Raw genomic sequence first — 25,230 nt, 5'->3', positions numbered from 1 at the left:
GGCGTCAGGGCTCAGTTTAGTCCAGCTCGGCTTCAGCGGCTGTCCTGGTCCTCGGCAGTGCCGCCGCTGGCACCGGCACCAGAGCCGGTGCCTTCGCCGGTATTGTTGGAGCCGCCAGCGGCACCGTCGGCGGCATCGGTGTTGCTGCCTGTGTCACTGCTGTCGTTACCTTTGCCGCTGCCGGGGCTGTTGACGCTGCTGCCTTCACCGACGGTCTTGCCGCCAGAGGGGTCGGTTTGCGGATGGCTGTCGGTATGGGTGTCGGTGGCGGCGAAGGCAGTGCCGGTGAGGCTGGTCAGGGCGAGCGCCAGGCACAGGGATAGCGGGCGAATGCGGATCATGGGACTTCTCCTTTGCGGATGATCAGTCATTCGTTTGGCTGGCGGCGGCTGGCGGGGTGCCTTCTGGGCGACGAGTGGCAAATTCTGAGGGGCTGTAAATCCCCGTCACACCCAAGGCCGCCCGCAGAAGGGAATGGGATCTTCTGTGGGAACGGCCTGGTAGCGCGATTGGGCCGCAGAGCGGCCCCTGCAATCATCAGGATGCCGAGTGCTGTGCGGGCGCCGGGGTTTCGACTGGCTCCAGCGGCGGATGCTCCTGCGCGGCATGCATCAGGTCTTCGGTCACCCGCAGCTCGGCGCCAGTTGGCGAGAAGGTGGTCGACGCGGTGAACGGGGCAGGGTGCTCTGCTGCCGGGCGCTTGCCGCGGCGCCACATGAAGAAGCACACCATGGTCAGGTTGACCACGGCAAACGCCCAGAACAACCCGGCCTCACCAAACTCGGTCATCATCGGTGAAATGGCCACTGGGGCCATGGCCGAACCCAGCGAGTTGATCAGTAGCAGGCCCTGGATCATCGGTACCAGCGCATCGGAAGGCGCGCGGTCGGCCGCATGGCTGACCGCCACCGGGTACAGGGTGAACACGCCACCACCCAACAGGAACAGCATGGCCGGTAGCAGGAACGAGTCCGATGGCAGGAACACCGTTACAAGCGACAGGACAACGCACAACGCGGCAAGCGCGAGCAGCACATCAAGGCGGTCCTTGCGGTCGGACCAGCGCCCGACCGGGTATTGCAGCAGCATCGCGCCAAGGATCACCCAGGCCATCATGTTGCCGACCTCACCCACCTCCAGGCCGATGCGTTGCAGGTACAGTGGCAGCAGCGCATAGATGCCGGCAATCGCTACACCCGAGCCGAAGCAGCCGACCAGGCCCGACGGTGCCACACCCAGCAACTGGCGGGGCTTGAGGGGCTCGACCTGGTCCAGCAGCGGCGACACCCGCGGCAGGATCACGATCGGTAACACCGACAGGGCGGCCAGCACGCCGGCCAGCATGAACGGGGCGGTATCGCCTAGCTGGGTGATTTCGCCAAGGCCGGCCTGGGCGATCACCCCGGCGCCGTAGAAGGCGATCATGTACAGCGCCAGCAGGCGGCCACGAATTTTTGCGTCACCGGCCAGCAGCAGCCAGCTTTCGATCACCAGAAACACGCCGACTGCCGCCCAGCCGTTGATCAGGCGCAGCACCGACCACCAGGTGACCTCGTAGAACAACCCTTGCAGCAGGATGGTCACGGCGATCAGCGAGGCGAAGCTGGTATAGGCGCGGATGTGGCCGATGCGCAGGATCAGCCGGTCGTTGAAGATGGCGCCGAGGGTCAGGCCGATGAAGTAAGTCGACGAGACGATACCAATGGTAGTGGCAGACTCACCGGCGGCGCCCAGGCGCAGGGTGGTCAGGGAAGACATGAAGCCGTTGCCCAGGGCAATGATGAACAGCCCGAGCAGGGGCGCCAGCGCCATGGCCAGCAAACGCGGAGACATACGTACCTCTAGTTGGATGAGCGGAATGAGCACCTTCTCGGCGCGCACACCGGCTCGACCCGGCAAGGGGCGAGTGGCGACACGGATGCGACCTGGGCAAGACTCAACCGCTGGGCGCTATGGGAGATTGGCCGGGCGGGGAGGGTTGAGCCTACTTCACATGTGCGTTCATGTGTTCAGGCGCTGACTCTGTCATTGCTGCTGGTTGCCACCGTTCAAGGCGACGGGCGAAAAGGAAGCGGGATTCTACGGGCTTGGACGCTTTTGCCAAGGGGTATGGGTGTGCGACGAGACGCCGCAGTCTCAGCGCGACATGAACATGTCTTCCACAGACATTATCGATGGCTGCTCCTGCGTGCGGTGAGATCGGCACGGCAATCTTGCAGAGTGCTGCATAATGCTGACCCCCCCAACAAGGAAGGCCTCCATGTTCGCGTCGCTGTTCGCAGTCCTGGCTCCGGTTTTCATCGTCGCCGGAATTGGCTTTGCCTGGGCCCGCAAGGGCCTGGATTACCCCACCGATTTCATCGCCCGGGTGGTGATGACCGTCGGTACCCCTTCGCTGGTGCTGTCTACCCTCAGTCGTACCGAGTTGAACCCGAATGCTTTTACCAGCATGGCCGTGGCCTGCTTGCTGTGCACCCTGGGGATGGCCTTGGCCGCTTTGCTCGTGTGTCGCGCGTCGGGCATGCACTGGCGGGTACTGCTGCCGGCGTTCATGTTCCCTAATACAGGCAACATGGGCCTGCCGATCAGTCTGTATGCCTTCGGTGAGCATGGCCTGGCGTTGGCCGTGGCATTTTTCCTGACCCTGTCCATCGTTCAGTTCACCATCGGCATGGCCATCTCCGGCACGGCGGCTTCGCTCAAGGCGCTGCTGCGCAACCCTATCGTCATCAGCCTGGCCGGCGCCATGCCCATCATATTTCTCGATTTCGAACTCCCGCGTTGGTTGGCCAACACCGTAGACCTGCTGGGCGGTATGACCATCCCGCTCATGTTGCTGACCTTGGGGGTATCACTGGCCAGCATTCGCCTGCGTCACGTGGGCAGCGGCATGCTGCTGGGCGGATTGCGCATTGGCCTGGGGGCTGCGGTGGGCTGGGCAGTGGGCGCGGTACTGGGTATGGACAGCCTGGAGCGTGCGGTGCTGATGGTGCAGTCAGCGATGCCGGTAGCCGTGTTCAACTACCTGATGGCGGTGCGGGCCAACCGTGAGCCAGAGCAGGTGGCGAACCTGGTGATGTGTTCTACGGTGCTGTCGTTTGCCTGGTTGCCGGTGGTGCTGGCTTGGTGGATGTAGGCCATTGGCAACGACAGCAATTTCCGTTGAGTCAATGCGCGCTAGCCGGCGGCCCAGCAACCTGGCAATGCGCAGGGGTCACAAGGCCTTGGCCAGAAACGCCGCCGTGCGGCTGTCGGTGCATGCCGCCACCACCTGCGGCGTGCCACTGACCACCACCTTGCCCCCGGCATCGCCAGCCCCCGGCCCGATATCGATCACCCAGTCGCTCTGCGCCACCACTCGCATGTCATGTTCGACCACCACCACGCTATGTCCGCTTTCTACCAGGCGGTTCAGCTGTACCAGCAGCCGGTCGATGTCCTGCGGGTGCAAGCCGTTGGTGGGTTCATCCAGCACATACAGGGTTGCCCCGCGGGCCATGCGCTGCAGTTCGGTCGCCAGCTTGATGCGCTGCGCTTCACCACCGGACAGCTCGGTGGCCGGTTGGCCCAGACGCAAGTAGCCCAGGCCGATATCCTGTAGCACTTGCAGGCAACGGCGGGCAGGCGGTTGTTCGGCAAAAACCTGCAGGGCCTGGTCGACGGTCAACTGCAGCACTTGCGCGATGTTCATGCCTTGCCAGCTCACCGCCAGGGTTTCGGGGTTGTAGCGGGCACCCTGGCAGGTCGGGCAAGGCGCGTACACGCTGGGCATGAACAGCAACTCGACGCTGACGAAACCCTCACCCTCGCAGGTGGCGCACCGGCCCTTGGCAACGTTGAAGGAAAAGCGCCCGGCGTCGAAGCCCTGTGCCTTGGCCTGCTCGGTAGCTGCGAAGAGTTTGCGCACGTGGTCGAACAGGCCAGTGTAGGTGGCCAGGTTGGAGCGCGGCGTGCGGCCGATCGGCTTCTGGTCAACTTGCACCAGCCGCTTGATGCTGCCAAGCCCGGCGCTCACGTGGCCGCTGCTGGTCTGTTCAGGTTCGTCTTCCAGGCTTTGCGCTTCGGGCTCGCTACGTTGCTCGGCATGGCCCAGGTGTGCCCCCACCAGTTCCAGCAGGGCCTGGCTGACCAGGCTGGATTTGCCCGAGCCGGAAATACCGGTAACGGCGGTAAAGCAGCCCAGCGGAAATGCGGCGCTCAGGTTATCGAGGTTATTGCGTGTGATGCCTTCAAGCTTCAGCCAGTCGCGGGCCTGGCGGGGGGCGCGTGTGGCCTGTACCGGGGCATTGAACAGGTAGGTGCGGGTGCATGACTGTTGCACCTCGGCCAGGCCGGCAGGCGGCCCGCTGTAGAGGATGGTGCCACCGTGCTCGCCGGCAGCTGGCCCTACATCCACCAGCCAGTCGGCGCGGCGCATGGTGTCCAGGTCGTGCTCCACCACATACACCGAGTTGCCAGCCTGTTTCAGGCGCTGCAGGGCTTCGAACAGCGCTTCACTGTCGGCCGGGTGCAAGCCGGCCGACGGCTCGTCGAGTACGTAGACCACCCCAAACAGCTGCGAATTCAGCTGGGTGGCCAGGCGCAGGCGTTGCAGTTCACCGGAAGACAAGGTCGGGGTACTGCGCTCCAGGGCCAGGTAACCGAGGCCGAGGTCAAGCAGCGTATCAATACGTTCCAGCAGCTCGTTGGCGATGCGTTGGGCCGCCAGGCGTTTTTCCAGGGTCAGCTCGTCCTGCTGTTGGGTCAGGTAGTCGGCTGCCGCCACCTTGCGGAACACCTCGGCCAGCGCCTGCAACGACAGGTGCGACAGTTCGGCGATGTCCAGCCCGGCGAAGGTCACGCCCAGCGCTTCGCGCTTCAGGCGTTTGCCCTGGCACAGCGGGCAGGGGCTGGGGCGCATGTACTGGGACACACGCTTGCGCATCTGCGCGCTCTGCGAGTGCATGAAAGTATGCAGCACGTAACGCCGTGCACCCATGAACGTGCCTTGATAGCTGGGCTCCAGTTTGCGCTTGAGGGCTTCGCGGGTCTGCGCCGGGGTCAGGCCGGCATACACGGGGGCGGTGGGTGTCTCTTCAGTGAACAGGATCCAGTCGCGCTGTGCCTGGGGCAGGTCGCGCCAAGGGATATCGACGTCATAGCCCAGCGTGACCAGAATGTCGCGCAGGTTTTGCCCTTGCCAGGCCATTGGCCACGCCGCCACCGCACGCTCACGGATGGTCAGCGACGGGTCGGGGACCATGGTCGCTTCGGTCACCTCGTAGACACGGCCCAGGCCATGGCATTGCGGGCAAGCGCCCTGGGGCGTGTTCGGAGAAAAGTCTTCGGCGTACAGCATCGCTTGCCCGGCCGGGTAGTGGCCAGCGCGGGAGTAGAGCATGCGGATCGAGCTGGACAAAGTGGTCACGCTACCCACCGAGGAACGTGCACTCGGCGTGCCGCGTTGCTGCTGCAGGGCCACCGCCGGCGGCAGCCCGTCGATGGCATCTACGTCCGGCACGCCAACCTGGTCGATCAGGCGCCGGGCATAGGGCGCCACCGATTCGAAATAACGCCGCTGGGCTTCGGCATACAGCGTGGAGAACGCCAGTGAAGACTTACCCGAGCCGGACACGCCGGTGAACACCACCAAGGCATCGCGAGGAATATCGACATCGATGTTCTTCAGGTTGTGCTCGCGGGCGCCACGGACGCGGATGTAACCGCTTGGGGTGGTCGGGCTTGGAGGCATGAAGCAGTCCTTGTCTGAAGCTGAGCAGGGCGCTCAAGTTAACAGCAATTGCAGCGCCCTTGTGTGGGCAGCAGTCAAGGAACCTACCCGATGGAGCCAGTGGGGGGCAGGGAGCCGGCTGTTTTCGCCTTGTCTGACTTCGTCTCAAGGCTTTTCATACCAACCCTAGCGGGTGCCCAGCACATCGCGGATGTTGTCCACCACGTTGTTGTCCTTGATCACGTCACTCAACCAGCCTTCCAACGGCATGTTGCCCCACTTGATCGCACGTTCGATCAGGTAGGGTACCGGGCTTTGCGGTTCGCTCTGTTTGAAGTACTGGGCGATGCCCGCAAGCATGGTGAATGCCTCGTCGCGGGTCAGCGGGGTGGTGCGCAGGGCTGCAGGCGCGGTCGTCGGGGGCGTGGCATTCATCGGTTCACCTGCTTCGTGGAGGTTGGCGCCCGTGGCCTGTGGCTGTGCTTCCTCCGGGATGGCGGGGTGTAGCTCTACGCCGCGGTCCTTGAGCAGTTTTTCCGCCAGCTGGCTGGCACGCGAAAGCATGTCGGCAAGGCTGGCAAAGCTGGGCGCCTCGTGGCCGAACAAGCGGTCGGCGCTGGCCTGCAGGCGTTTGCATGCATTCAGGCTGGTAGCGATCTGCTGGGCCTTGGCGCGCAGGTAATCGGTGTCGGTAAGCGCTACCGAGCGCTGGAAGATCTCGGCGTTGATCTTGCCTTCGTTCAGCGCTGTCTGCATCGCCTTGGGGTTTTGCAAGGCGAGGTTTTCTACATGGCGTGATTCGTCATAGCGCAACACGCCGAAATTCTGCCCCTGGATAATGGGCAAGCCACCGGCAATGTCGGTGAGCGTGGTCTTCAGCCAGGACAGTCGCGCCGCGCGCTCGTCCAGGCCGTCTTCGAGCGTTGGGTACAGCGTTTCCCAGAACGCAACCAGGAGCTGTTCGGTCAGCTCAAGGCCAAAGGTGATGCCTTCGAAGTGTTCACGCTGGGCCAGCCCCTCGCAGAGCCAGGCCACCAGCATCAGGTCTTTGCTTTGCTGCGCAAGCCCCTGAGCCGACAGGTTGATCACCTGCTCCCAGTCGGCAGTCTTCAAGTCGGTTTGCCAGTCGCCCTGGGTGAGGTAGTCAGGGTCCGCCCGGCGTGCCTCCTTGATCTGGTCGAACAAGGCAGAGAAGCTCAAGTCTTCGCCACTGCCACCCTCGATAGGGGCGACCAGTGTGGCCAGCGAGAGGTCATTGAGAATTTCAGGCATAGAACACTCTGGACATGGCTAATGAACAGCGCGCCAGAAAACCCGGCGCGCTGCAGAACACAGGCCGCCGAAGCGGCCCATGGTTTGGCACGTGCTTAGGCAAACACTTTGTTCGCGGTGCGGTCCCAGCCACCGACGATGTTGCCGCCGGCCTGGCCGTCGGTGCGGTTCTGCTGAGTGTAGGTAGTCTTGATGCGGGCAAAGTTGAAGCTGATTTCTTCAATTGGCAGGTCACTGACCGCCTTGTCTTCACCATTCTGGTTGCCACCGGCGACAAACTTGACCGAAGAGACCACCACTTCTTCCATGTCGATGGTCAGGTAGGTGACCTTGTCGCCACCGGCGCGGTTCACGTTCAGCTTCAGCTTGGCAATGTGCTTGCCGGTGCAGCAGTGTTCGAACAGTTTGGCCGATGCCTTGTCGACTGCCTTGCGGATCTTGAAGTCGCTCAGGGCAACGCGCTCGGAGGACGCACCGCCCGAGGAGCTGGCGGTTGCCGACGTAGCCTGGGTGGCGCCGTACTCGTAGCCCAGCACTTCGATCCAGTCCTTGTGTTTTTCATCCAGTACTTCGCCTGGGATGCCGTCGATTTGGATATACGCGTCAAATGCCATTGTGAAACTCTCCATTAACAACATGTAAAGGGTTGCTCATGCGCCCCTTGGTTTTGACCTCGCCGGGCGCGCCGGCAGAGGTAGCTTGCCGCCGCCCGGGCCTCATCCTGTGAGGCCCCGGCGACCGGTTATTGCGGCGTGGCTCAGTTAAGCCCACGCACTTCGATTTCCACCCGGCGGTTGGGCTCCAGGCACTTGATCAACTGCGTTCGCGGTTGTTGCATGTCGCAGTTGACCAACGGTTTGCGGCTGCCTTCGCCCTGCGCGACCATCAGTTCGGCAGGTACGCCCTTGCCAACCAGATAGGTGCGGATGGTTTGTGCCCGTTGTTTCGAAACCTGCAGATTGCTCTGCCTGTCACCCAGTTGGTCGGCGTGCCCCGAGATGATGATCTTGCCGATATTTGGCGTGTTCAGCAGCTTGCTGGCAATTGCGCTCAGCTGGTTCTGGCCTTCGTTTTTCAGGCTCTGGAAGTCGGCGCGGCCGAAGGCGAACAGGGTGTCGGATTCCAGCGTGATGGTCTCGATCGCGCGCAGTGACTGGGCCCGCAGGCTATCGATGTAGTTGCGCGAACTGGACATCAGGAAGGCGTTGTCGAGAATGCGCGGTACATCTGGTTCACGAATCTGGTCGCTGTAGAACGTGATCTGGCGGCTGGCGTACAGGTAGTCCTGGTTGCCACCGGCCTCGCTGCCAGCGGCGGCCATGCTGTTGCCGGTATGGCGGGCGATGGCCGGGTACCAGTAGTCCGGCAGGTGCGCCTTGAGAAACGCCGGGTCGGCATGCTCGCGCTGGCCCGGAGAAAGCATCACATAAGTGTCCAGGGCCGCCTTTCCGAAATTGGCGATCGACTGGGCGCGGTTGTCATGGGGCAGGGCCTCGGCCTCTACGCTGTCAATGCCGCTCACTGGCTGCAGTTCACGGGTGTTGCGCTGGTAGACCTTGAGCGTGGTCAGCAGGTACAGGGTACGGGTCAGATTATCGGCCGTGGGCTTTAGCATCACATTCTGCAACGTGGCGAAGTAGCGGTCGCGCAGCAGCGGCTCGACCTCATGGCCCTGGTACAGGCCCAGGCGCATGCCGAGGGGCACGCCCTTTGCGTGGTGTTGCTCATGGTATTGAGCAGCCCAGAAGCGCAAGCGGTCGAGGCTTCGCCAGGCGGTATACTGGCCGCTGGACGCCTGGTCGTCGGCCTTGGCCTGGGCTAGTTCGCCGGCAATGCTGGCCAGGGTGGCGCGGTTGTTCAGGTACGACCAGCCCCACAGGCTGCACAGCACCAGTGCCGCGAGGCCGGCTGCGCCAACCCACCCGGCCTTGCGCCGGCGTTCACGGTGGTTGCTGGTGTAAAGCGCCACCAAATGCTGGTCGGGAATGATCACTTTGCGGAACAGGCTGTTGATGAACAGCGGCGCTGGCTGGCTGCCGGCAGTGCCCGTACCTTCTGCGTGTTCGAGCGCGAAGCGTTCGGCCACATGCTGGCCGTGGCAACCCCACTGAGCCTCGTCTGCCTGCAGCGCCGCGGTGAAATAGAAACCGCGCAGCATTTCGGCATTCTGGTAAGGGTTGGCACGCAGCAGGCTGTCGACGAACTGATGCAGGCGCGGCTTGAGCGCGGCCAGCTCCAGCGGGAAGCGGTAGGCAGCGTCGTTCCGCCGGGTGACTTGTATGTCCTGCTGCACCAGCTGCTGGCTCGCCATCTGCCCCCAGTAACGGGTCAGCTCGTCCATCGCAATGCTGAAGCGCTGGCCCCAGTCGGCTTGCTCGTAACCCTTGTGAGAGAAGGTTTTACCCATCACTTCACCACGAGCCGCGTCGTCCAGTTGGCGATAGAACGCGGTGAAACCAGGGATCAGGTCGCACTTGGTGAACACCAGGTAGATTGGCAGGCGCACTTCCAGCAGCGCGCAGCTTTCCTGAATGCGTTCGCGCAGGCGCTTGGCCACGCGCTCCTGGTCTTCGACCGAGCCATGCAGGATATCGGCGATGCTGACGCTGACGATCAAGCCGTTAAGGGGACGGCGCTGGCGGTGCTGGCGCAGCAGTTGCAAAAAGCCGCGCCACTTGCCGGCTTCCTCGGGGCTGTTCATGTAACGCCCGGCAGTGTCCAGCAGTACCGCTTCAGAGCTGAAGAACCAGTCGCAGTTGCGCGTGCCGCCCAGGCCCGCGACCCGCACGCCTTCGCGCTCGGCATAGGGGAAGTTCAGGCCCGACTGCAGGATCATCGTGCTCTTGCCGGCGGCAGGCTGGCCAATGACCAGGTACCAGGGCAGGGCATACAACGCATCCTTGGTCGAGGTACCGCGCGGCTTGTTGCTGTGCAGGCGCTCGATGCTCTGCAGCAGGCGCTCGCGCAACAGGCTGACTTCTTCCCGGTCGGCCGGGGCTGCACTGAGTACGGCCTGGTCGGCGTCGTCGCGCAGCAGGCCTTCAAGGTTGTGGTGCTGACCCACTCCGCGGTACAGCAGCAGTACATAGCCCGCCGACAGCAGCAGAAACACGCCGATCCCGGCCAGCAGGCTGTGCAGCGAGGCGAAGCCGAAGGCTCGGCCGATGGCCCAGACCAGGAAGATCGCCAGGAAGAACGCCACGCCCAGCAGGTAGGGTTGGTAGCGCAGGCAGTAGTACTTGAGCTTGTTCATACAGGCGTCGCATCCAGTGCATCGACGAACTGGTCGATGACATGTTCAAGGGGGCGGTCGTAATCGTGCAGCCGTGGCACCGTTGTCAGCGGGCTGAGCAACTCCAGGTGCTGGCGCGGGTCGGCACAGCCACTGAGCAGGCGGTAGGCACAACTGGCGTGGCGCGCCGGGAAGCAATACAGCTGCGGGTGCATGAAGTCGTCGGCCAACAGGCTCACTGCCGGCAGCTCTCGGTGTTCGCTCATGCGGGCCAACCAGGTCAGCCACAGGTCGGCAGTGGGGTTTTTAAGGCCACGTTCGGCCGGCAACGGCAATTCGATGCCGCCTGCAAAGTCGCCCTGCAGCGAGGCACGGCCGAGCTGCAGGTGGGCGAGGGCAGTGGCACTGTCGAAACCAGGCCAGGACCCATGAAGGGCACGGGCCACATCCGCGAAGCTGAAATCATGCAGGAACTTGGCGTGCACCCGGCGGAACAGGTCCAGGTCCTGGCGCTGCAGCGGGCGCAAGGCCTTGATCCGTTCGAACAGGCGGGTGCAGTCGGCGCCTTGCACGGCCTGGTGCAGCATCGGCTTGATCTGCGCGCTGAACAGCTCGCCAAGCGTGAACGGGTTGACCAGCCCAGTATTGTCATCGCCCTTGAGCAACTGGAAGATGAAGAACGGGTAGCGCCGCTGGCTGGCATCGCGTGAGCTGAGCAGGCCACCCAGTAGCCAGTTGCCGTTGCGTGCGCGGTAGGTGAAAAAACACATCGGCAGCGCGTCGAACAACGCCTGCCAGTCATCGCGGTAGCGCATGGCTGCCAGCGATGACTGCAACCAGGCGTCGAACTCGCAGACTTCTTCCGCCGCCCCATGCAGGCTGACGAAATCTGCGCTCGACGGCAGCTTGCCGAAGCAACCGATCATTGCGCGCCCCTGCTGTTGAGGGCGCTCAGGGCCTTGACGTCACCCAGATCGGTCAGCTTGACCCCACCGAAATTGCGCACGACAAGGCTTACGCGGCCGCTGGCGGTGTTCCAGCTGAAGCGTTGCTGAATGCCGTCAAGGTCGTCGACCCGAGCGCTCTCGTTCATGCGCAGCAGGCCCCACCGCCCAGGGAAGTCGAACACGGTGACCCGTGTGCCGCTCAGGGTGACGACGTCCAGGCGCGCGCCCGGAGCGTTGCTGTTGCCCGGCCAGGCGAAGCGGTTCCAGCTGCTGCGGCCGTTGCGGTAGTGCTGCTCCTGGCCATCGAGGGTGAAGACGATGTCGGTGAAGTTGGCTGAAGGCTCCAGCATGATTTCGAAGCCGTTGTCACGGTCCGACAGGCTGGCGATTACCTGGCCCACGGAGCTGGCCTTGTCGATGCTGTTGAGCATGCCAGGGTTGACCAGCGCCGGCCCCTTGCCATCGCCCACACCCAGACCTTCGCCACCGGCCAGGTTGCCGATTTCGTTGCGCTTGAAGGCCGGCAGCAGCCCGCTGTCGGGATCCACGAAGCGTTGCAGGTCTTTCACCGAAGCCTCGTTGCGGCTGCTGCCGGCAATCGGGTAACGGTGTGCCATCACCTGCTCCCAGGGCTTGGCGATCTGCTGCGCCCAGGCCTTGGCGATCTGCTGGCCGGCCGGATCGCGCAGGGTCGCCCAGGCATACTGGATGGGCAGGCTGAACAGCCCCTGCAGCGAGCGCGACAGGCCATCCTGGCTGGTGTCGACGCTGCTTTCCACGTAGTTGCGCACGGTAGTGATTTCGCTCGGCTGGCCTTCCAGGGTCTCGCTGATCAACTGTTTGCTGCTCTTGCCCACATCCTGCGAGCGCTGGATGTTGTTCATGCGTACCTTGAGCTTGCGCAAGGCGGCCAGGTAGCGGTCCATGATGGTGCTGTCGGCGCCTTCGGCGTTGTTTTCGGCGAACACCCGCGCCACCGGCTCGAAGCGCTTGGCCAGGCTACCGTCGTCCACCGCCGGCAGGACCGGGGCGACGTTGGCGGGCAGGGTGTCGTTGGCGTCGAACAGACCGGTGACCTTGCTCCAGAAACCATCATCGCGGGTGTTGCCGGGGGCCGGGATGGCTTGCTTGACCGGCAGGTCCCACCGGGTATTGTCGTTGACCGCCTGCAACAGGTTCTTCACGGGTGAGTTCTGCACGTCGCTCAGCAGCCCCAATTGCCGGGTCGCCGAGGCTAGGTCGGCGAAGTGGCGCACGCCAACGCTGCTGACCATCTTGTACCAGGCCTGGGTGTAGTCGCGCTTGTAGCGGGTCATGAACTCGCGCACGAAGTTGGCCTTCTGCACGATGGCATCGCCACCTTCGCCGTCCAGCACCCAGTCCGATTCGTTGCGCAGGTTGCCCGACACCAGCTTGATCAGCTCGGGCTTGACGAAGGTGTCCCAGCCCTGGCGGGTGTAGATCGCCGGCACGCCAGCGGTTCCATACAACAGCGCGCGGCCCGGTTGCGGGACCAGGTCGTTGAGGTTCAGTGCCGGGAACTGTCGGCTCGACTCGAGCTGCAGGCGCAGGTACTCGCGATCGACCAGCGAGCTGGAAATCATGAACGACTTGAGGTTCTGCCGGGTTTCGTTGATCAGCTGTTCGTTGCGCGGCAACGACGGCGCCTGGCCCTGTTCCAGCAACTGCACGTACAGCGGGGCATTTTCCGCGATCACGCCTTCGTCGGCCGCGGTGCCTTCGGCGGCGGCGCTGGCCCAGGCCTGGGGCAGGCTGGCAGCGACGAAGGCCGGGTCTGGATGGCCCTGGGGCTCGGTCAGCAACAGGTATAGCTTGAGGGTGTTGTAGGCCTCGATGATCGACGCCACCTGCTGCTCGTCGAGGCGTCCGAGCATTTCTTCGGACAGTGACAGCCCACCGGTGGCGGCGGACAGCTCGGCGCCATCGCTGGCAGTGGCGAGGTTGACCTTGGCGGCATAGGCGCCAGCACGGGTGTTGCCCAGCGCGGCCTTTGCCCTGGCTGCAACGGCAGGGGCCAGCGGCTTGCCAGTGCGTTTCTTCGGCAGCGGGGCCGGGGTGAATTCCAGCTCCTGGTTGATACCGTTGGCGAAGGTGTTGAACGCCCGCATCTGCACTTGCAGGTTGCGTGCGATCGGTTCCAGCGCCTGGCTGCGCAACTGCGCCAGGTAGGCGCTGCGGGTCACCTTGTGAATCGCCTCACCCTGGTACAGGCCACCACCCAGCTGCAAGGGCACTCCCTGCAGGCGATGGGCTTCGACGTTGGCCATCTGTTCACGCAGCACTTCCAGGCCCTTGCCTGCGGCCAGCTGCTGCTCGCGGTCTGCTGCCTGCTCGATGTGCGCCAGCTGCCCGCGCAGGCTGTCCAGCCACTGACGGTTATTGGCGAACGACAGCGCTTGCCAACCGATGAACAGCAACCCGGTGGCGGCGGCCAGGCCCAGTAGCAGTGGGCTGAACGCAGCCTGGCGGCCCAGGCGCGACTGGTAAAGGATCAGATCGCGGTCGGGGAAGATCACCTGGCGGAAAGTGTCGGTGATGAAGTAGCTGCGGTTGCCCAGGGCCTTGCCGACGTGCCCGGCCTGCTCATCGTAGGCGGCCTGCAGGGCGAATTCGTCGGCGATGACGTCTTCATAGACCTGCCCCAGTTGCTGCCCGTTCTGCAGTGCACTGGTGAAGTACAGGCCACGCAGCAGCAGCGGGGCACCGCCGCGATGGCCGCGGGTGAAGTGTTCGAGGAATTGCTCGAGCACACCGCTGAGGGCCGCGAAGTACTGTGGGAAATTCAGCAGGGTGCTGTCGGCTTCGGCACCGAGGGCGATCATCTGCGCGTCGACGTGCTGGCGAATATGAGCTTGCAGCTTCTTCAGGCGCGTCTGCAGCACCGCGTGCAGGCCGTTGGTGCGGATTTCCGAAAGGCCAAAGGTCATGCCCAGCGGCTGCTGGCGATCGTGCAGGTCGAGGCCGTCGAAAGCCTGGCTGAAGCCCGGCAACTGGTCGGTCTTGCTCAGCATCAGGTAAACCGGCGGGTTGGCATCGAGACATTCGGCGTATTCTTCCACCCGGGCCACCAGCTGGGCCGCGAGGGCATTGCGCTCATCGCTGTTAGCCGCCAGCAGCTCGGGCAGGCTGACCACCAGGACCAGGCCATTGATCGCCGCTTTGCCGCGTTGCTTACGCAGCATGCGCAGAAAGGCCGAGAACTCGCTGGCCGACTGGTCGTCGCGCAGGTAGCGCCCGGCGGTGTCGATCATCACGGCGTCGGGGCTGAAGTACCAGTCGCAGTGCTGGGTACCGCTTTCACTGTCGTTGGCCGTAGCGATACTGGCCGACAGACCGGAATGGGTCAGCAGCGAGGTCTTGCCGGCCGCCGACATGCCGACCACCAGGTACCAGGGCAGGTCGGACAGCGCCGCCTTGCCGCCGCCACCCGCGGAGCGGTCGGTGCGCAGCATGGCGATGGCGTGCTTCAGGCGCTCACGCAGCACCTGCTGGTCACGGAACTCGCCAGTGGCATTCCACGAGCGGTCGACCTCGATCTGCAGCAGGTTCTCCAGGTTGTGTTCGGCGCGAATGCGCTGGTATTGGCGCAGCACGATTACCAGCAGGAAGCAGGCACTGATGATTGCCAGCGCTTCAGGCACGTGATGACGCAGCCAAGGCACCAGCGGCGCGGCCAGCCAGCAAATCAACAGGCTAGCCAGCCACAGCAGTGGCAGCAGCACCCAGAAACTTTTCAACAGACGCAGTAATGTTTTCATGTCTTCCTGACTCGGCTACCTGGTATGTGCTCAGGCACTGAACAGCTGGCGGATTTGTTCGGACAGGGCGGCGACGTCCTTGTCCAGCAACCAGTCCAGCGTCAGGTACACGGCGACGCAGACCAACGCGATCAGCGCCAGATACACCCACAGCGGTACTTCATGGCGCAGCATCTGCGACACCGGGTCGGGCAGTGCCCAGTCCGGTGACAGGGCTTTGGGCGCCTTGCGGTAGCGGGCAATATCCTGGCCCAGGGTATTGGCCAGGTAACGCAGTTGGTCTTTCTGCCCGAGGCTGAACTTGCCCTCGAAGCCCAGTGCCAGGCACAGGTGGTAAACCTCGAGTACGTCGATGTTCTGCTTGACGTCGGCGCGCAGCGCCTCGACCTTCTCGAAGAAGCCTTCGCCGGCCAGGTGCACGCCGAAATAGCGGAACTGCAACGGCTGCAGCTCGAAGTGCCGACGCAGCGCGTTGTCGTCCGAGCGCAGTACGCTTTCGTCGAGGAAGGCGCACAACGCGTATTGGCTGTCCTTGACCTGCTCGACGCTGTAGTTGGCGGCACGGGCATCACGTTCCAGGTTGGCGAAGAAGCGTTCGACGCTACCTTCGAAGGCCTGCACCGAGGTGACCTGGCGGCCGCGACGTACGATCAACGCCATGCTGATGAAGTCCTGGACCAGGTCCTTGAGCGTCGGTTTGTCGCTGGCAGCCGGGACGGCGCCCTGTTGCAGTACGGCTTCGGTCATTTGAGCACCGCCATCAGTTCAAGCTTGAGGTTGGTAAAGGCGCTGGGCGCATAGAAGCAGATGGCCTGGGCGCTGATCATTCGCTCATACACAGTGCCGTGTGGCTCGATGGCGAAGTACTGGTTGTCCAGGCGCACCGGAATCGCGTTTGGCAGCCGCGCGGCATGATTGAGGGTGACACCCGGCATGGCGCTGTTGACCACCACTTCAATGTCTTCCGGCGAACCGACCTTGAACGCGCGGGGCACCAGCTCCAGCAGGCTGGCGCCGGGCATGTCGGCGTGCACGGCGATATAGAAGTCGGCTTCGGCCAGCCGCGGGTCGTGCAGTTGGCCTTGCCAGTGCGATGGCTTGGTCTGGGTCAGGTTGATGACAATGCACTGGTTGGGCACGACGTTGTCGAGCATCACCCGGATCATTTCGTCGAGCTTGACCAGCGACGCGGCCGGGTCGTGGTGGTCGTACTCGGGGATGTCGCAGAGCTGGGTGTCCAGGGTGAAGGTCAGCAGGCCGCCGGCCAGGTCGGCCAGGAACAGGTACAGGCGCTCCGGGTGCAGGCGCGGGTGGGCCAGTAGATGAGCCAGCTGCGGGTGGGCACGGTTGACCGTGTTCAGCAGCCAGAACAGGGTGACATCGCTGGAGCCGAACTCGGCGATCTGGTCGGCGCGCTCGCGGCGCCGGCCGGAAAGCGCCTTGCTCTTGGCCTGCAGGGCGCCGAGCAGGCGCTTGCCGATGCCGGCAATGGTCTCGTGGCTGCCCAGGTGCAAGGTGGGGTGGACGAAATGCGGGTCAAGGTTGAAACCGCCCATGCTGTTGCGTGTCAGCTTGGCCAGGGGGCAGTGGCTGTAACCGTCGAGGCTGTCACCGTCGACCAGCAGTACGACGTTCAGGCGCAAGCTGGTGATTTCGTTCTCCAGCTCGCCTTCATTAAGGTCGGGCAGGGTGTCGAACTGCTTGCGAAAGCGCCGAGCAGCCTTGTGTTCGTGGCCATCCTCGACGTAGTTGCGGCCGAATGGCTCGGGCAGCTTGAGCGCAGCATACACCTTCAGGTCGTTGGCCTTGAGCAGATCCTTGAGGTCGCGCGCGGCCGGCAGCGGATCGTGCTGCGGCGCGTCGTAGAGGCTGCCATCGGGGAACACCAGCTTCAGGCGCTTGAGCTGCAGTGAACCAGTGGCCAGGGCGTCCTCGTCCACCTGCAGCGCCTGAACTCCCCAATGGAAAGGAGTGCTGCGCAGGGTCGCCTCAGCCAACTGGTGCTGATGGAATTCGTCCTGATACTGGAAGTGTTGGGGCAGCAGGAACATGCCTTCCGACCACATCACCCGGCTCTGCTTGCTCATTTGACGCTATCCACTAAAGAATTGAAGGTTGAATCCATGGCGTTGCTGGCCGACTGGCTGGCGGCGTCGGTGGCTTTGTCGACGACCGCGTCCTGCACCTTGTCGCTAAGGGTCGCCTCGGCATCCTTGGCCTTCTGCGCAGCGGCAAGCTGGTCGGCGGTCGGCGGTTTGTTCAGTACGTCCACGCCCCGCATGGCGCTGATTTCGGTGTTGTCCACCAGCACCCGCAGGCCGTCGGAGGAGAACCAGATACCGTCCTTGCGCAGCGAATTGGCGTCGAAGGCGACTTTCCAGCGCGCGTCCTGCTCATCGCGGAAGAACGCCGCCACGCCGACGTAGCGCGCGCTCTTGGCCAGCGGCCACTGGTCGATCTGGCCGATGCCAGGCAACAGGGTAATCTCGCGGGTCTCCACCAGGGTGCTGCCCAAGGCTTTCTGCGGGGCGTCCCACAGGGTCTCGGCATCGGTAGCCGCGAAGCGCTCGAGGTCGGTCAGCTGGTACACGCGCATCACCACCGACAGCGGGTTGCCCTCGGCATCGGGGTTGAGCTGGTTGCCGCCGTCGGAGGTCAGGATGACCTTTTCGCTGTCGGCCAGCATGTCGGCCGCCCAACTGTCTTCCATGCGTTTGCCGATACGGTCGGTGACCCCGCAGCCGGCCAGCGCTACCAGCAAGGCGGCTGCAGTCAGGCGTTTGAGGACGATGTGCTTGTGTTGCATCACGGCAAAACCTCCGGGTACTGGTCAGGCCAGGCGATAGGCAAAATCGCCATCGCTGCCCAGCTCGATCGCAAGGTGCTGGATCGGCGCGTCCTGGGCCATGCGCTCGAGCACGCGCTGGGCGAGTTCGGGCATCAGGGTCTGGGACAGGATGTTGTCGATGTTGCGTGCGCCGCTGTCGACCTCGGTGCAGCGGGCGGCGATGGCCTTGACCAGTGCCTGGTCATAGCTGAGCTCGGCCTGGTGGTTGCGGGCGAAGCGCTTGGCGATGCGTTCGAGCTTGAGGGCGACGATGCGCTCGAGGATCTGGTCCTGCACCGGGTAGAACGGCACGATGTTCAGGCGACCGAGGAAGGCTGGCTTGAACACATGGTTGAGCTGGTCGCGCAGGTCTTCCACGATCGCCTCGGGCGTCGGCAGCTCGGTGGCGTTCAGGCAGGTCTGCATGATGCGCTCGGTGCCGGTGTTGGAGGTGAGGATGATCACCGTGTTGCGGAAATTGATCTCGCGGCCTTCGCCATCGTCCAGCACGCCCTTGTCGAACACCTGGAAGAACAGTTCCAGCACGTCGGGATGGGCTTTTTCCACCTCGTCGAGCAGCACCACACTGTACGGCTTGCGGCGCACCGCTTCGGTCAGCACGCCGCCTTCGCCGTAGCCGACGTAGCCGGGTGGCGAACCCTTGAGGCTCGACACGGTGTGGGCCTCTTGGTACTCGGACATGTTGATGGTGATCAGGTTGCGCTCGCCGCCGTACAAAGTGTCGGCCAGGGCCAGGGCGGTTTCGGTCTTGCCGACACCGCTGGGGCCTAGCAGCAGGAACACGCCAATCGGCTTGTTCGGGTCTTCCATGCGCGCTCGGGAAATCTTGATGCGCTTGCCGATCTCATGCAGGGCGTGGTCCTGGCCCAGCACGCGTTCACCTAGCAGGGCCGGCAGGCGCTGCACGGTATCGATTTCGTCACGCAGCATCTTGCCCAGCGGGATGCCGGTCCAGCCACTGATGACCTGGGCGATGGCGCCGCTGTCGACCAGCGCGTGGACCAGTGGCTGCTCGCCTTGCACGCGCGCCAGCTCGGCACGCAGGGTATTGAGCTGTTGGGCGTCGGCATCGTTGGCGGCGTCCAGTGCCTTGAGCTGTTCGACCAGCTCCAGCTCTTGCTGCCACTGGGCATTGAGCTGCTGTTCCTGCTGCTGCTCGGCCTGCAGGGCAGCCTGCAGCGCTTCCAGGCGGCGGGCATGGTCGTGCCCCTTGCCGGCTTCGTGGCCGAGCACGCCGATTTCCGCCTGCAGGTTGTCGATCTGTCTGCGGCAGTCTTCCAGTGCGCCGGGCAGCGAAGATTGCGCCAGGGCAATGCGTGCACAGGCCGTGTCGAGCACGCTGACCGCCTTGTCGGGCAGCTGGCGGCCGGTGATGTAGCGGTTGGACAGGCGTACCGCCTGCACCAGCGCTTCGTCCATCACCGCCACCTTGTGGTGCTCGCGCATCTTGCCGAGCAGGCCGCGCAGCATGTGAATGGCCTTGTCTTCATCGGGCTCTTCCACTTTGACCACCTGGAAGCGGCGGGCGAGGGCGGCGTCCTTCTCGAAGTACTTCTTGTATTCGGCCCAGGTCGTGGCAGCGATGGTACGCAACTCGCCACGGGCCAGGGCCGGTTTCAGCAGGTTGGCGGCGTCGTTCTGCCCGGCCTGGCCGCCGGAGCCGATCAGGGTGTGGGCTTCGTCGATGAACAGGATGATCGGGTGCAGGCTGCGCTTGACCTCTTCGATCACTGCCTTGAGGCGGTTCTCGAACTCGCCCTTGACCCCGGCGCCGGCCTGTAACAGGCCCAGGTCGAGGGTGTGCAGGGCAACGTCCTTGAGCACCGCCGGCACGTCACCCTGGGCAATGCGCAGCGCCAGGCCTTCGACCACGGCGGTTTTTCCGACCCCGGCTTCGCCCGTGAGGATCGGGTTGTTCTGCCGGCGGCGGGTGAGGATGTCGACCATCTGCCGTACTTCGAACTCACGGCCCAGCACCGGGTCGATGCGGCCTTCGCGGGCGCTTTGGGTAAGGTTGACCGTGTACTGGTCCAGTGCCGGGGTCTTGCCGCTGGCCTTGCCCGACGTGCTCACTGGCGCCGCTGGGCTGGCCAGTGGGCTGGCCTGCCTGGATTCGGCGCTACCCTCCACCAGCGCGGAAAGGTTCAGGCGCAGGTCATCGGCGTTGATTTTTTCCAGCTCTGGCGCCGAGGCGATCACCACGCGACGCAGTTCAGCATCGTCAAGCAGCGCCTGCAGCAGGTGGGCGCTGCGCACCTGGCCTACGCCGTATTCGATCGAGGCCAGCAACCAGGCTTGCTCGATCATGCGGGTAATGTGTGGCGACAGCGCCGGGGTGCGGGTATTACCTTTCTTGAAGGTGCCCAGGGCGGTGACCAACTGCGCCTGCAGGCGTTCGGCGACGACTTCGTAGTGGCGCAGGATCGGCGCCAGGTCGCTGTCGTTGTTGTCGAGCAATTGCAGCAGCAGGTGCTCCACTTCCACGTCGTAGTGGTGCTCCGACAGGCACAGGGCCGCCGCGCTTTCGGTGGCCGTGCGGCTGGTTTCGTTGAGCTTGGCGAACAGAGACTTCAGGTTCACAAGGCGACCCCATCGTAAGGAATGTGGAAGACGGCGCAACGCGAAGGCTCCGCGTCGCGACCAGGGCGTTTGAGCCAACCCAGCCAGCCCAGGGCGACATTGCCGCTGCGGCCCAGTTGGGCGCGTGGCATCGCCTCGCGCTTGAGGCGCGGGGCAATTTCGAAATCCAGTTCGGCACCTATATAGAAGCGCACCAGCTCGACCAGCTTGCGGTAGCAGGCGGTGCCCGGCTGGAAGCGCTGGTAGTCGGCCAGGTTCAGCGGGCCCAGCTCGATACGGATGCATGACTGGTAGTCCCAGACCCGGTTGCCGGCGACGGCGCTTTGGCCAAGCTGGGCATTGCGGCGGCCGAGCTGGGTGCATTGTTCGGGATGCAGGTGCAGCCAGCGCCCGGCGAACGGCTGGACCTTGATCGGCAGCGAGAAATAGAAGCCGAGCATGCGTTCAAGGTTCAACGCATTGCGCGGCTTCTGGCTGAGCAGGCCGGCAAAATAGCTGAACAGCTCACGACGCAATGCTGACGGTTGCTCTTCGAACTTCAGTTTCTGGGCGCGCGGCCCGAGGCCAACCAGGTTGAGCAGGTAGCCATCGAAGCCCGATGTGCCATTGCGCTCGTGCTCGATGTGGAATTTGTATTTTTGCCAGGCCTCGTAGAACAGCGTGGTCATGCGGTGCGAGAAGATGTCGAGAAACGCATGGGCGGCATCGTCGCGATACTGCACGTGGCGCTCGAGCAGCAGCTCGGTGTAAGGGCGCGGCAGCACGCCTGACGGCCCGACCAGGCCCATGAAGGTGACCTGCACTTCCGACAGCGGTAAGCCTGCTGGCGACACCTTGCCTTCGCGCTCGAAGTGCAGGTCGCTGACCTCGCTGGCCGGGAACGCCAGCGACAGCTGGGTACGGAAACGCAGCGGGTCTTCGTGCGGCCGGGTTGCCAGGTCCATGCGCCCGGTGCGGCTGTAGTGCAGGCGGAGCAGGCGCACCAATTGGAAGAATTCGAATCGGTGCGGCTCGGCTCGGGCCTGATCGATCAGACCAGGGGCTGATCGCCGGTGCGTGCTGGCCATTGTACGACTCTCTTTTCTCGTTGTTGGGTGCGCAGGGTCAGTTGGGTGAAGCTGTTCATCGAGCAGTACTGGCCGAAGAAGTGATCCAGCACCTTGCCGAACAGAAACACGCCGCTGCCGATGAACTGGCTTTCATCCAGGGTCAGGGTGATGCCGACGCCGCGCACGAAATTAGGCCGCGGGTGGCCGATGCGCGCGACCACCGGTTCGCTGCTGATCGCCTTGATGCCGTTGATCTGTTTGCGAATGGCGGAGACATTGCGGTAGTTGTACAGCGACAACAGCTCCAGCAGCACTTCGCGGCCTTGGCTGACCAGCGACAGATGGTTCAGCGACAAGTGGGCGATCAACCGCCAGATCAGGCCCTTGCCCAAGGGCACACGCACCGTGGCGGTGGGCTTGCGCAGGCAGCGGATATCCTTGATCACCGAGTTGGCGGGAATGGTGAAATCGCCCCGTTCGCCACCGAACGGCAGCATCAGCGGCACGTCGCGGTTGCTGCAGGTAAGGCCGATACTGAGGGTGTCGCTGCTGGCATCGATCAGCTCCAGATCGCGGTCGACCACGCGGATGCTCATGGCAGTGGCGTCACCCTGATTTCGCCGACGCGCGACCCAGAAGCTGCTGTGTGGGTCTTGCTCGCCCCGGGGTTCGAAAAACGGCTGGCAGGTGGCGACCTGGTCGATACCGCCGAGTTTGCGCACCCGCCGTACCCGGTCGATCGAGACCACTTCTGCCGCGTTGTGCAGCCGTGTATCAGGGGTGACCGGGTATTCGTGCTGGGTGTGGGTCAGCTTGATCGGCTCGGCCTGCTGGCGGAACAGGTTGATGATCGGCGTGCAGTTGAGCTTGAAGTTGTTGCGCCCGATGTTCTGGGTCAGCCGCGCCAGGCGCTCGCTGAGGTCGTAGTCGGAGAAATAGAAGTTGAGCTCTACCTGCTCGATGGCCTTGCCCTGCAGGATGCGGGCAAATCCACTGAGGTCGAAGAACATGAACTTGTCGGGGAAGGTGAAATACTCGTGCAGCAGGCGGTAGCCCAGGAATGAGCGTTCGGAGTAGTCCACCAGGCCTTCGTCGCGGGCGTAGCCCACGGCTTTCAGGGCATCGGCCGGCAGCGCTACCTCGCGGCTGCGGCCCTGGTCATCGAAGCTCAGCGTGGCCTTGGCGAGGTTGTTGAACAGCAGTTCGTACAGCTGCAGCATCAGCGTCGCTTCGCCGTCGAGGAAGAACCGCAGACGGTTCATGTCCATCTGCCCGAACAGGGCATCACCAGTGGCTGCCAGGCGGATGCGCAGACGAGCGACCAGGTCGGCGCTGTGCCCGTTGAAGGCCGAACGTTCCATTTCTGTGAACGAGGCCTGCTGCACGGCAATCGGCCACAGCTCTACCGGGTAGCAGGTGCGGAACTTGCACACCACGCCTTCCACGGGATTGGCATGCATCTCGGTATGGCGCGCCACGCGGTAGGCTTCGGTGACTTTCTCGTGCCTGCCCAGGCTCAGTTCGACAATCGACATCGACGGAGTAGGGCGCAGGTAGTGGGGGTACAGCACCTCGAGGAAGGATTCGACGATTTCCGGAAACTCGTCATCGAGCTTCTTGTGCACCCGCGCAGACAGGAACGAGAACGCCTCGATCAGGCGCTCGGTGTGCGGGTCTTCGCAGTTGTCGCCCTCGATCAGCAACCGCGAAGCGATCTTCGGGTACTGCGCGGCAAACTCCTGGCCGAGAAAGCGCAGGTGCGACAGTTCCTTTTCGTAGTAGGGCAGCAGTTCGTCGAGCATCAGTTGAGGTTCTGCACTTTGTATTCCTGGGTGTTGACCTGCAGCACGGCGTCGAATGACACCTGGCGGCTGATGTCCTGCAGACGCAACACGGCGTCCACGCGGAAGGTCAACATGCGGTGGCCGTTCTGCTGGGCCAACAGCTGAACACGGACCCGGCGAAAGCGCCGGTCTCCGGTGCTGATCGCCCGCTCCAGCTGTTGCTGGATCAGGCGACGATCGTGCGGGTCGAGCACGCTGCGGCTGATGAAGTCCGGCATGCCGTATTCAAGGATGGAACCACCGAGCTGGCTGAAGCCGTCGAGCTCTTCGGCGACCAGGGACTGGCGGGTGTTCACCAGTACTTCGAGGTCGCGGACGATGCTGGCCTTGTACTCGGCCAGCGAGCAGGTGCGCTGCGCTGCGGGCTCGGCCGACTGGTAGGGACGGTCGTCCAGCAGTCGGTCGAGCAGCGAGGGCAGCAGGCGGGCCTGGTTACTCATGTGTCATCCCTGTACACAACGGCCTGTCAGCCGCGCGCGCCCTGTGGCAGCTCGGCAACCAGCCGCAGCGAGGCGGTCAGTTCATCCAGCTGGTAGTGCGGGCGCAGATAGGTGACGGCCTTGTACACGCCTGGCTTGCCGGGCACTTCGAACACCTCGGCGCGGGCTTCGCGCAGCGGGAACTTGGCCTTGGCCTCCTGGCTGGCGGTATCGTCGAGCAGCACGTAGCTGGCCAGCCACTGGTTGAGGAAGCGCTCGACATCCATGCGCGAGGCGAAGCTGCCGATCTTGTCGCGCATGATCGCCTTCATGTAATGGGCGATGCGCGAAGTGGCGAAGATGTATTGCAGCTGGGCCGACAGGCGTGCGTTGGCGTTGGCGATGTCGGTGTTGTACTGCTTCTGTTTCTGCGCCGACTGGGTGCCGAAGAACGCGGCATAGTCGGTGCCCTTGCAGTGCACCAGGGGGATGAAGCCCAGGTCCGACAGCTCTTTTTCGCGGCGGTCGGTGATGGCGATTTCGGTCGGGCACTTGAGGGCGATTTCGCCGTCGTCGGTCTTGAAGGTATGGGTTGGCAGGCCTTCGACCAGGCCGCCACCTTCCACGCCGCGGATGGCCACGCACCAGCCGTAGCGGGCGAAGGCATCGGTGACGCGGGTGCCGAGGGCGTAGGCGGCGTTCATCCACAGGTATTTGTTGTGGTCGCGGCCATCGACGCTTTCGACGAAGTTGAACTCTTCCACCGGGGTGGTATCCGGGCCATACGGCAGACGACCGAGCACGTGGGGCAGGGTGAGGCCGACGTAACGCGAGTCTTCCGAGGCGCGGAACGACTTCCACTTGGCATATTCCACAGTGTCGAAGATCTTCGCCAGGTCACGCGGGCCGGACATCTCGGTGAACGAGTCCCAGCCGAACAGCTCGGACGAAGCGGCCGAGATAAACGGCGCGTGCGCCGCCGCCGCGACGTGCGAGATTTCTTCGAGCAGGTACATGTCTTCGGGGTTGCGGTTGAACTCGTAGTCACCGATCAACATGCCGAAAGGCGCGCCACCGAAGGTGCCGTACTCTTCTTCGTAGACCTTCTTGAACAGCGCGCTCTGGTCGAATTCGCTGGCGGCCTTCAGGTCGCGTACCAGGTCTTTCTTCGAGGCATTGAGCAGGTGGATCTTCAGCGTGGTGCTGGTCTCGGTCTGGTCTACCTGGTATTTCAGGCCGCGCCAGGAGGCTTCCAACTGCTGGAACTCGCGGGCGTGCATGATCTCGTTCATCTGCTCGGAGAGCATCGCGTCGATCTCGGCGATGCGCGAATCGAGCACGGCGATCAGGTCCTTGCTCGGGGTCATCTCACCCTCGAGCACCTGGTTCACCAGTTCGCCAATCAGGTCGCGGGTGCGGTTGCGCTCGGTGTCGGAGCGGGCCACGCGGCTTTGCGAAATGATGCTGTCGAGCAGCGAGGGCTGTGGTGCGAAGTTTTCCACTTCGACCAGGTCGCCGGCCTGTTGCGGTGCGGTTTGCTTGTCGGTCAT

Annotated in this window: 17 protein-coding genes; 1 reads left to right on the top strand and 16 read right to left on the bottom strand. The window is 63.7% G+C overall.

Features of this window, described 5'->3' with window-relative positions:
* Positions 1–32: 32 nt before the first annotated feature.
* Both ACF8EF_RS11650 and ACF8EF_RS11645 read right to left on the bottom strand, forming a co-directional pair.
* Positions 33–341: a hypothetical protein gene (locus ACF8EF_RS11650; RefSeq protein ID WP_176684550.1), complete on the bottom strand. Its 309-nt coding sequence runs from the start codon at positions 339–341 to the stop codon at positions 33–35.
* A 196-nt stretch (positions 342–537) separates the two neighbouring features.
* Positions 538–1,833: an MFS transporter gene (locus ACF8EF_RS11645; protein WP_021785674.1), complete on the bottom strand. Its 1,296-nt coding sequence runs from the start codon at positions 1,831–1,833 to the stop codon at positions 538–540.
* 427 nt (positions 1,834–2,260) lie between these two features.
* On the opposite strand from ACF8EF_RS11645, the gene ACF8EF_RS11640 reads away from it, so the two are divergent.
* Positions 2,261–3,136, top strand: a complete 876-nt coding sequence (locus ACF8EF_RS11640) for an AEC family transporter (protein ID WP_176684549.1) — start codon at positions 2,261–2,263, stop codon at positions 3,134–3,136.
* 78 nt (positions 3,137–3,214) lie between these two features.
* On the opposite strand, the gene ACF8EF_RS11635 is transcribed toward ACF8EF_RS11640, so the two are convergent.
* The 14 genes from ACF8EF_RS11635 to tssC all read right to left on the bottom strand — a co-directional run bounded on the left by ACF8EF_RS11635 (position 3,215) and on the right by tssC (position 25,230).
* On the bottom strand, positions 3,215–5,731 hold the full coding sequence (locus tag ACF8EF_RS11635; protein ID WP_392461100.1) for an excinuclease ABC subunit A: 2,517 nt from the start codon (positions 5,729–5,731) through the stop codon (positions 3,215–3,217).
* A gap of 165 nt (positions 5,732–5,896) precedes the next feature.
* Entirely contained in the window at positions 5,897–6,982 is a 1,086-nt protein-coding gene (gene tssA / locus ACF8EF_RS11630; protein ID WP_021785677.1) for a type VI secretion system protein TssA, read from the bottom strand.
* A gap of 95 nt (positions 6,983–7,077) precedes the next feature.
* Entirely contained in the window at positions 7,078–7,596 is a 519-nt protein-coding gene (locus ACF8EF_RS11625) for a type VI secretion system tube protein Hcp (protein WP_176684547.1), read from the bottom strand.
* A 143-nt stretch (positions 7,597–7,739) separates the two neighbouring features.
* Positions 7,740–10,235, bottom strand: a complete 2,496-nt coding sequence (gene tssM, locus ACF8EF_RS11620) for a type VI secretion system membrane subunit TssM (protein WP_392461101.1) — start codon at positions 10,233–10,235, stop codon at positions 7,740–7,742.
* The gene (gene tagF, locus ACF8EF_RS11615; protein ID WP_176684545.1) at positions 10,232–11,140 is read right to left on the bottom strand and encodes a type VI secretion system-associated protein TagF; all 909 of its coding nucleotides are present in this window, start codon (positions 11,138–11,140) and stop codon (positions 10,232–10,234) included. Before tagF ends, tssM begins: the two co-directional genes overlap by 4 nt.
* Positions 11,137–14,940, bottom strand: coding sequence for a type VI secretion protein IcmF/TssM N-terminal domain-containing protein (locus ACF8EF_RS11610; RefSeq protein ID WP_392461102.1), 3,804 nt, complete (start codon positions 14,938–14,940; stop codon positions 11,137–11,139). Before ACF8EF_RS11610 ends, tagF begins: the two co-directional genes overlap by 4 nt.
* Before the next feature lie 30 nt (positions 14,941–14,970).
* Positions 14,971–15,687, bottom strand: a complete 717-nt coding sequence (gene icmH, locus ACF8EF_RS11605; RefSeq protein WP_176684543.1) for a type IVB secretion system protein IcmH/DotU — start codon at positions 15,685–15,687, stop codon at positions 14,971–14,973.
* Positions 15,684–17,027 (bottom strand): type VI secretion system baseplate subunit TssK, encoded by a 1,344-nt coding sequence (tssK, locus tag ACF8EF_RS11600; protein ID WP_392461103.1) that lies wholly within the window; start codon positions 17,025–17,027, stop codon positions 15,684–15,686. The genes icmH and tssK overlap by 4 nt, the downstream gene beginning before the upstream one ends.
* Entirely contained in the window at positions 17,024–17,746 is a 723-nt protein-coding gene (gene tssJ / locus ACF8EF_RS11595) for a type VI secretion system lipoprotein TssJ (protein WP_176684541.1), read from the bottom strand. The genes tssK and tssJ overlap by 4 nt, the downstream gene beginning before the upstream one ends.
* A 24-nt stretch (positions 17,747–17,770) precedes the next feature.
* The gene (gene tssH, locus ACF8EF_RS11590) at positions 17,771–20,368 is read right to left on the bottom strand and encodes a type VI secretion system ATPase TssH (RefSeq protein WP_392461104.1); all 2,598 of its coding nucleotides are present in this window, start codon (positions 20,366–20,368) and stop codon (positions 17,771–17,773) included.
* Positions 20,365–21,435 (bottom strand): type VI secretion system baseplate subunit TssG, encoded by a 1,071-nt coding sequence (tssG, locus tag ACF8EF_RS11585; RefSeq protein ID WP_392461105.1) that lies wholly within the window; start codon positions 21,433–21,435, stop codon positions 20,365–20,367. Before tssG ends, tssH begins: the two co-directional genes overlap by 4 nt.
* Complete coding sequence (tssF, locus tag ACF8EF_RS11580; protein ID WP_176684538.1) at positions 21,399–23,219, bottom strand: type VI secretion system baseplate subunit TssF; 1,821 nt, start codon at positions 23,217–23,219, stop codon at positions 21,399–21,401. The genes tssG and tssF overlap by 37 nt, the downstream gene beginning before the upstream one ends.
* Positions 23,219–23,701 (bottom strand): type VI secretion system baseplate subunit TssE, encoded by a 483-nt coding sequence (gene tssE, locus ACF8EF_RS11575; RefSeq protein ID WP_003248355.1) that lies wholly within the window; start codon positions 23,699–23,701, stop codon positions 23,219–23,221. Before tssE ends, tssF begins: the two co-directional genes overlap by 1 nt.
* A 26-nt stretch (positions 23,702–23,727) precedes the next feature.
* Entirely contained in the window at positions 23,728–25,230 is a 1,503-nt protein-coding gene (tssC, locus tag ACF8EF_RS11570) for a type VI secretion system contractile sheath large subunit (RefSeq protein ID WP_003248356.1), read from the bottom strand.

Source organism: Pseudomonas sp. zjy_15, from assembly GCF_043101865.1.
Lineage (GTDB): Bacteria > Pseudomonadota > Gammaproteobacteria > Pseudomonadales > Pseudomonadaceae > Aquipseudomonas > Aquipseudomonas putida_Y.
The sequence above is the reverse complement of the archived record's forward strand: the minus strand, read 5'-3'. Positions and strand labels throughout refer to the sequence as shown.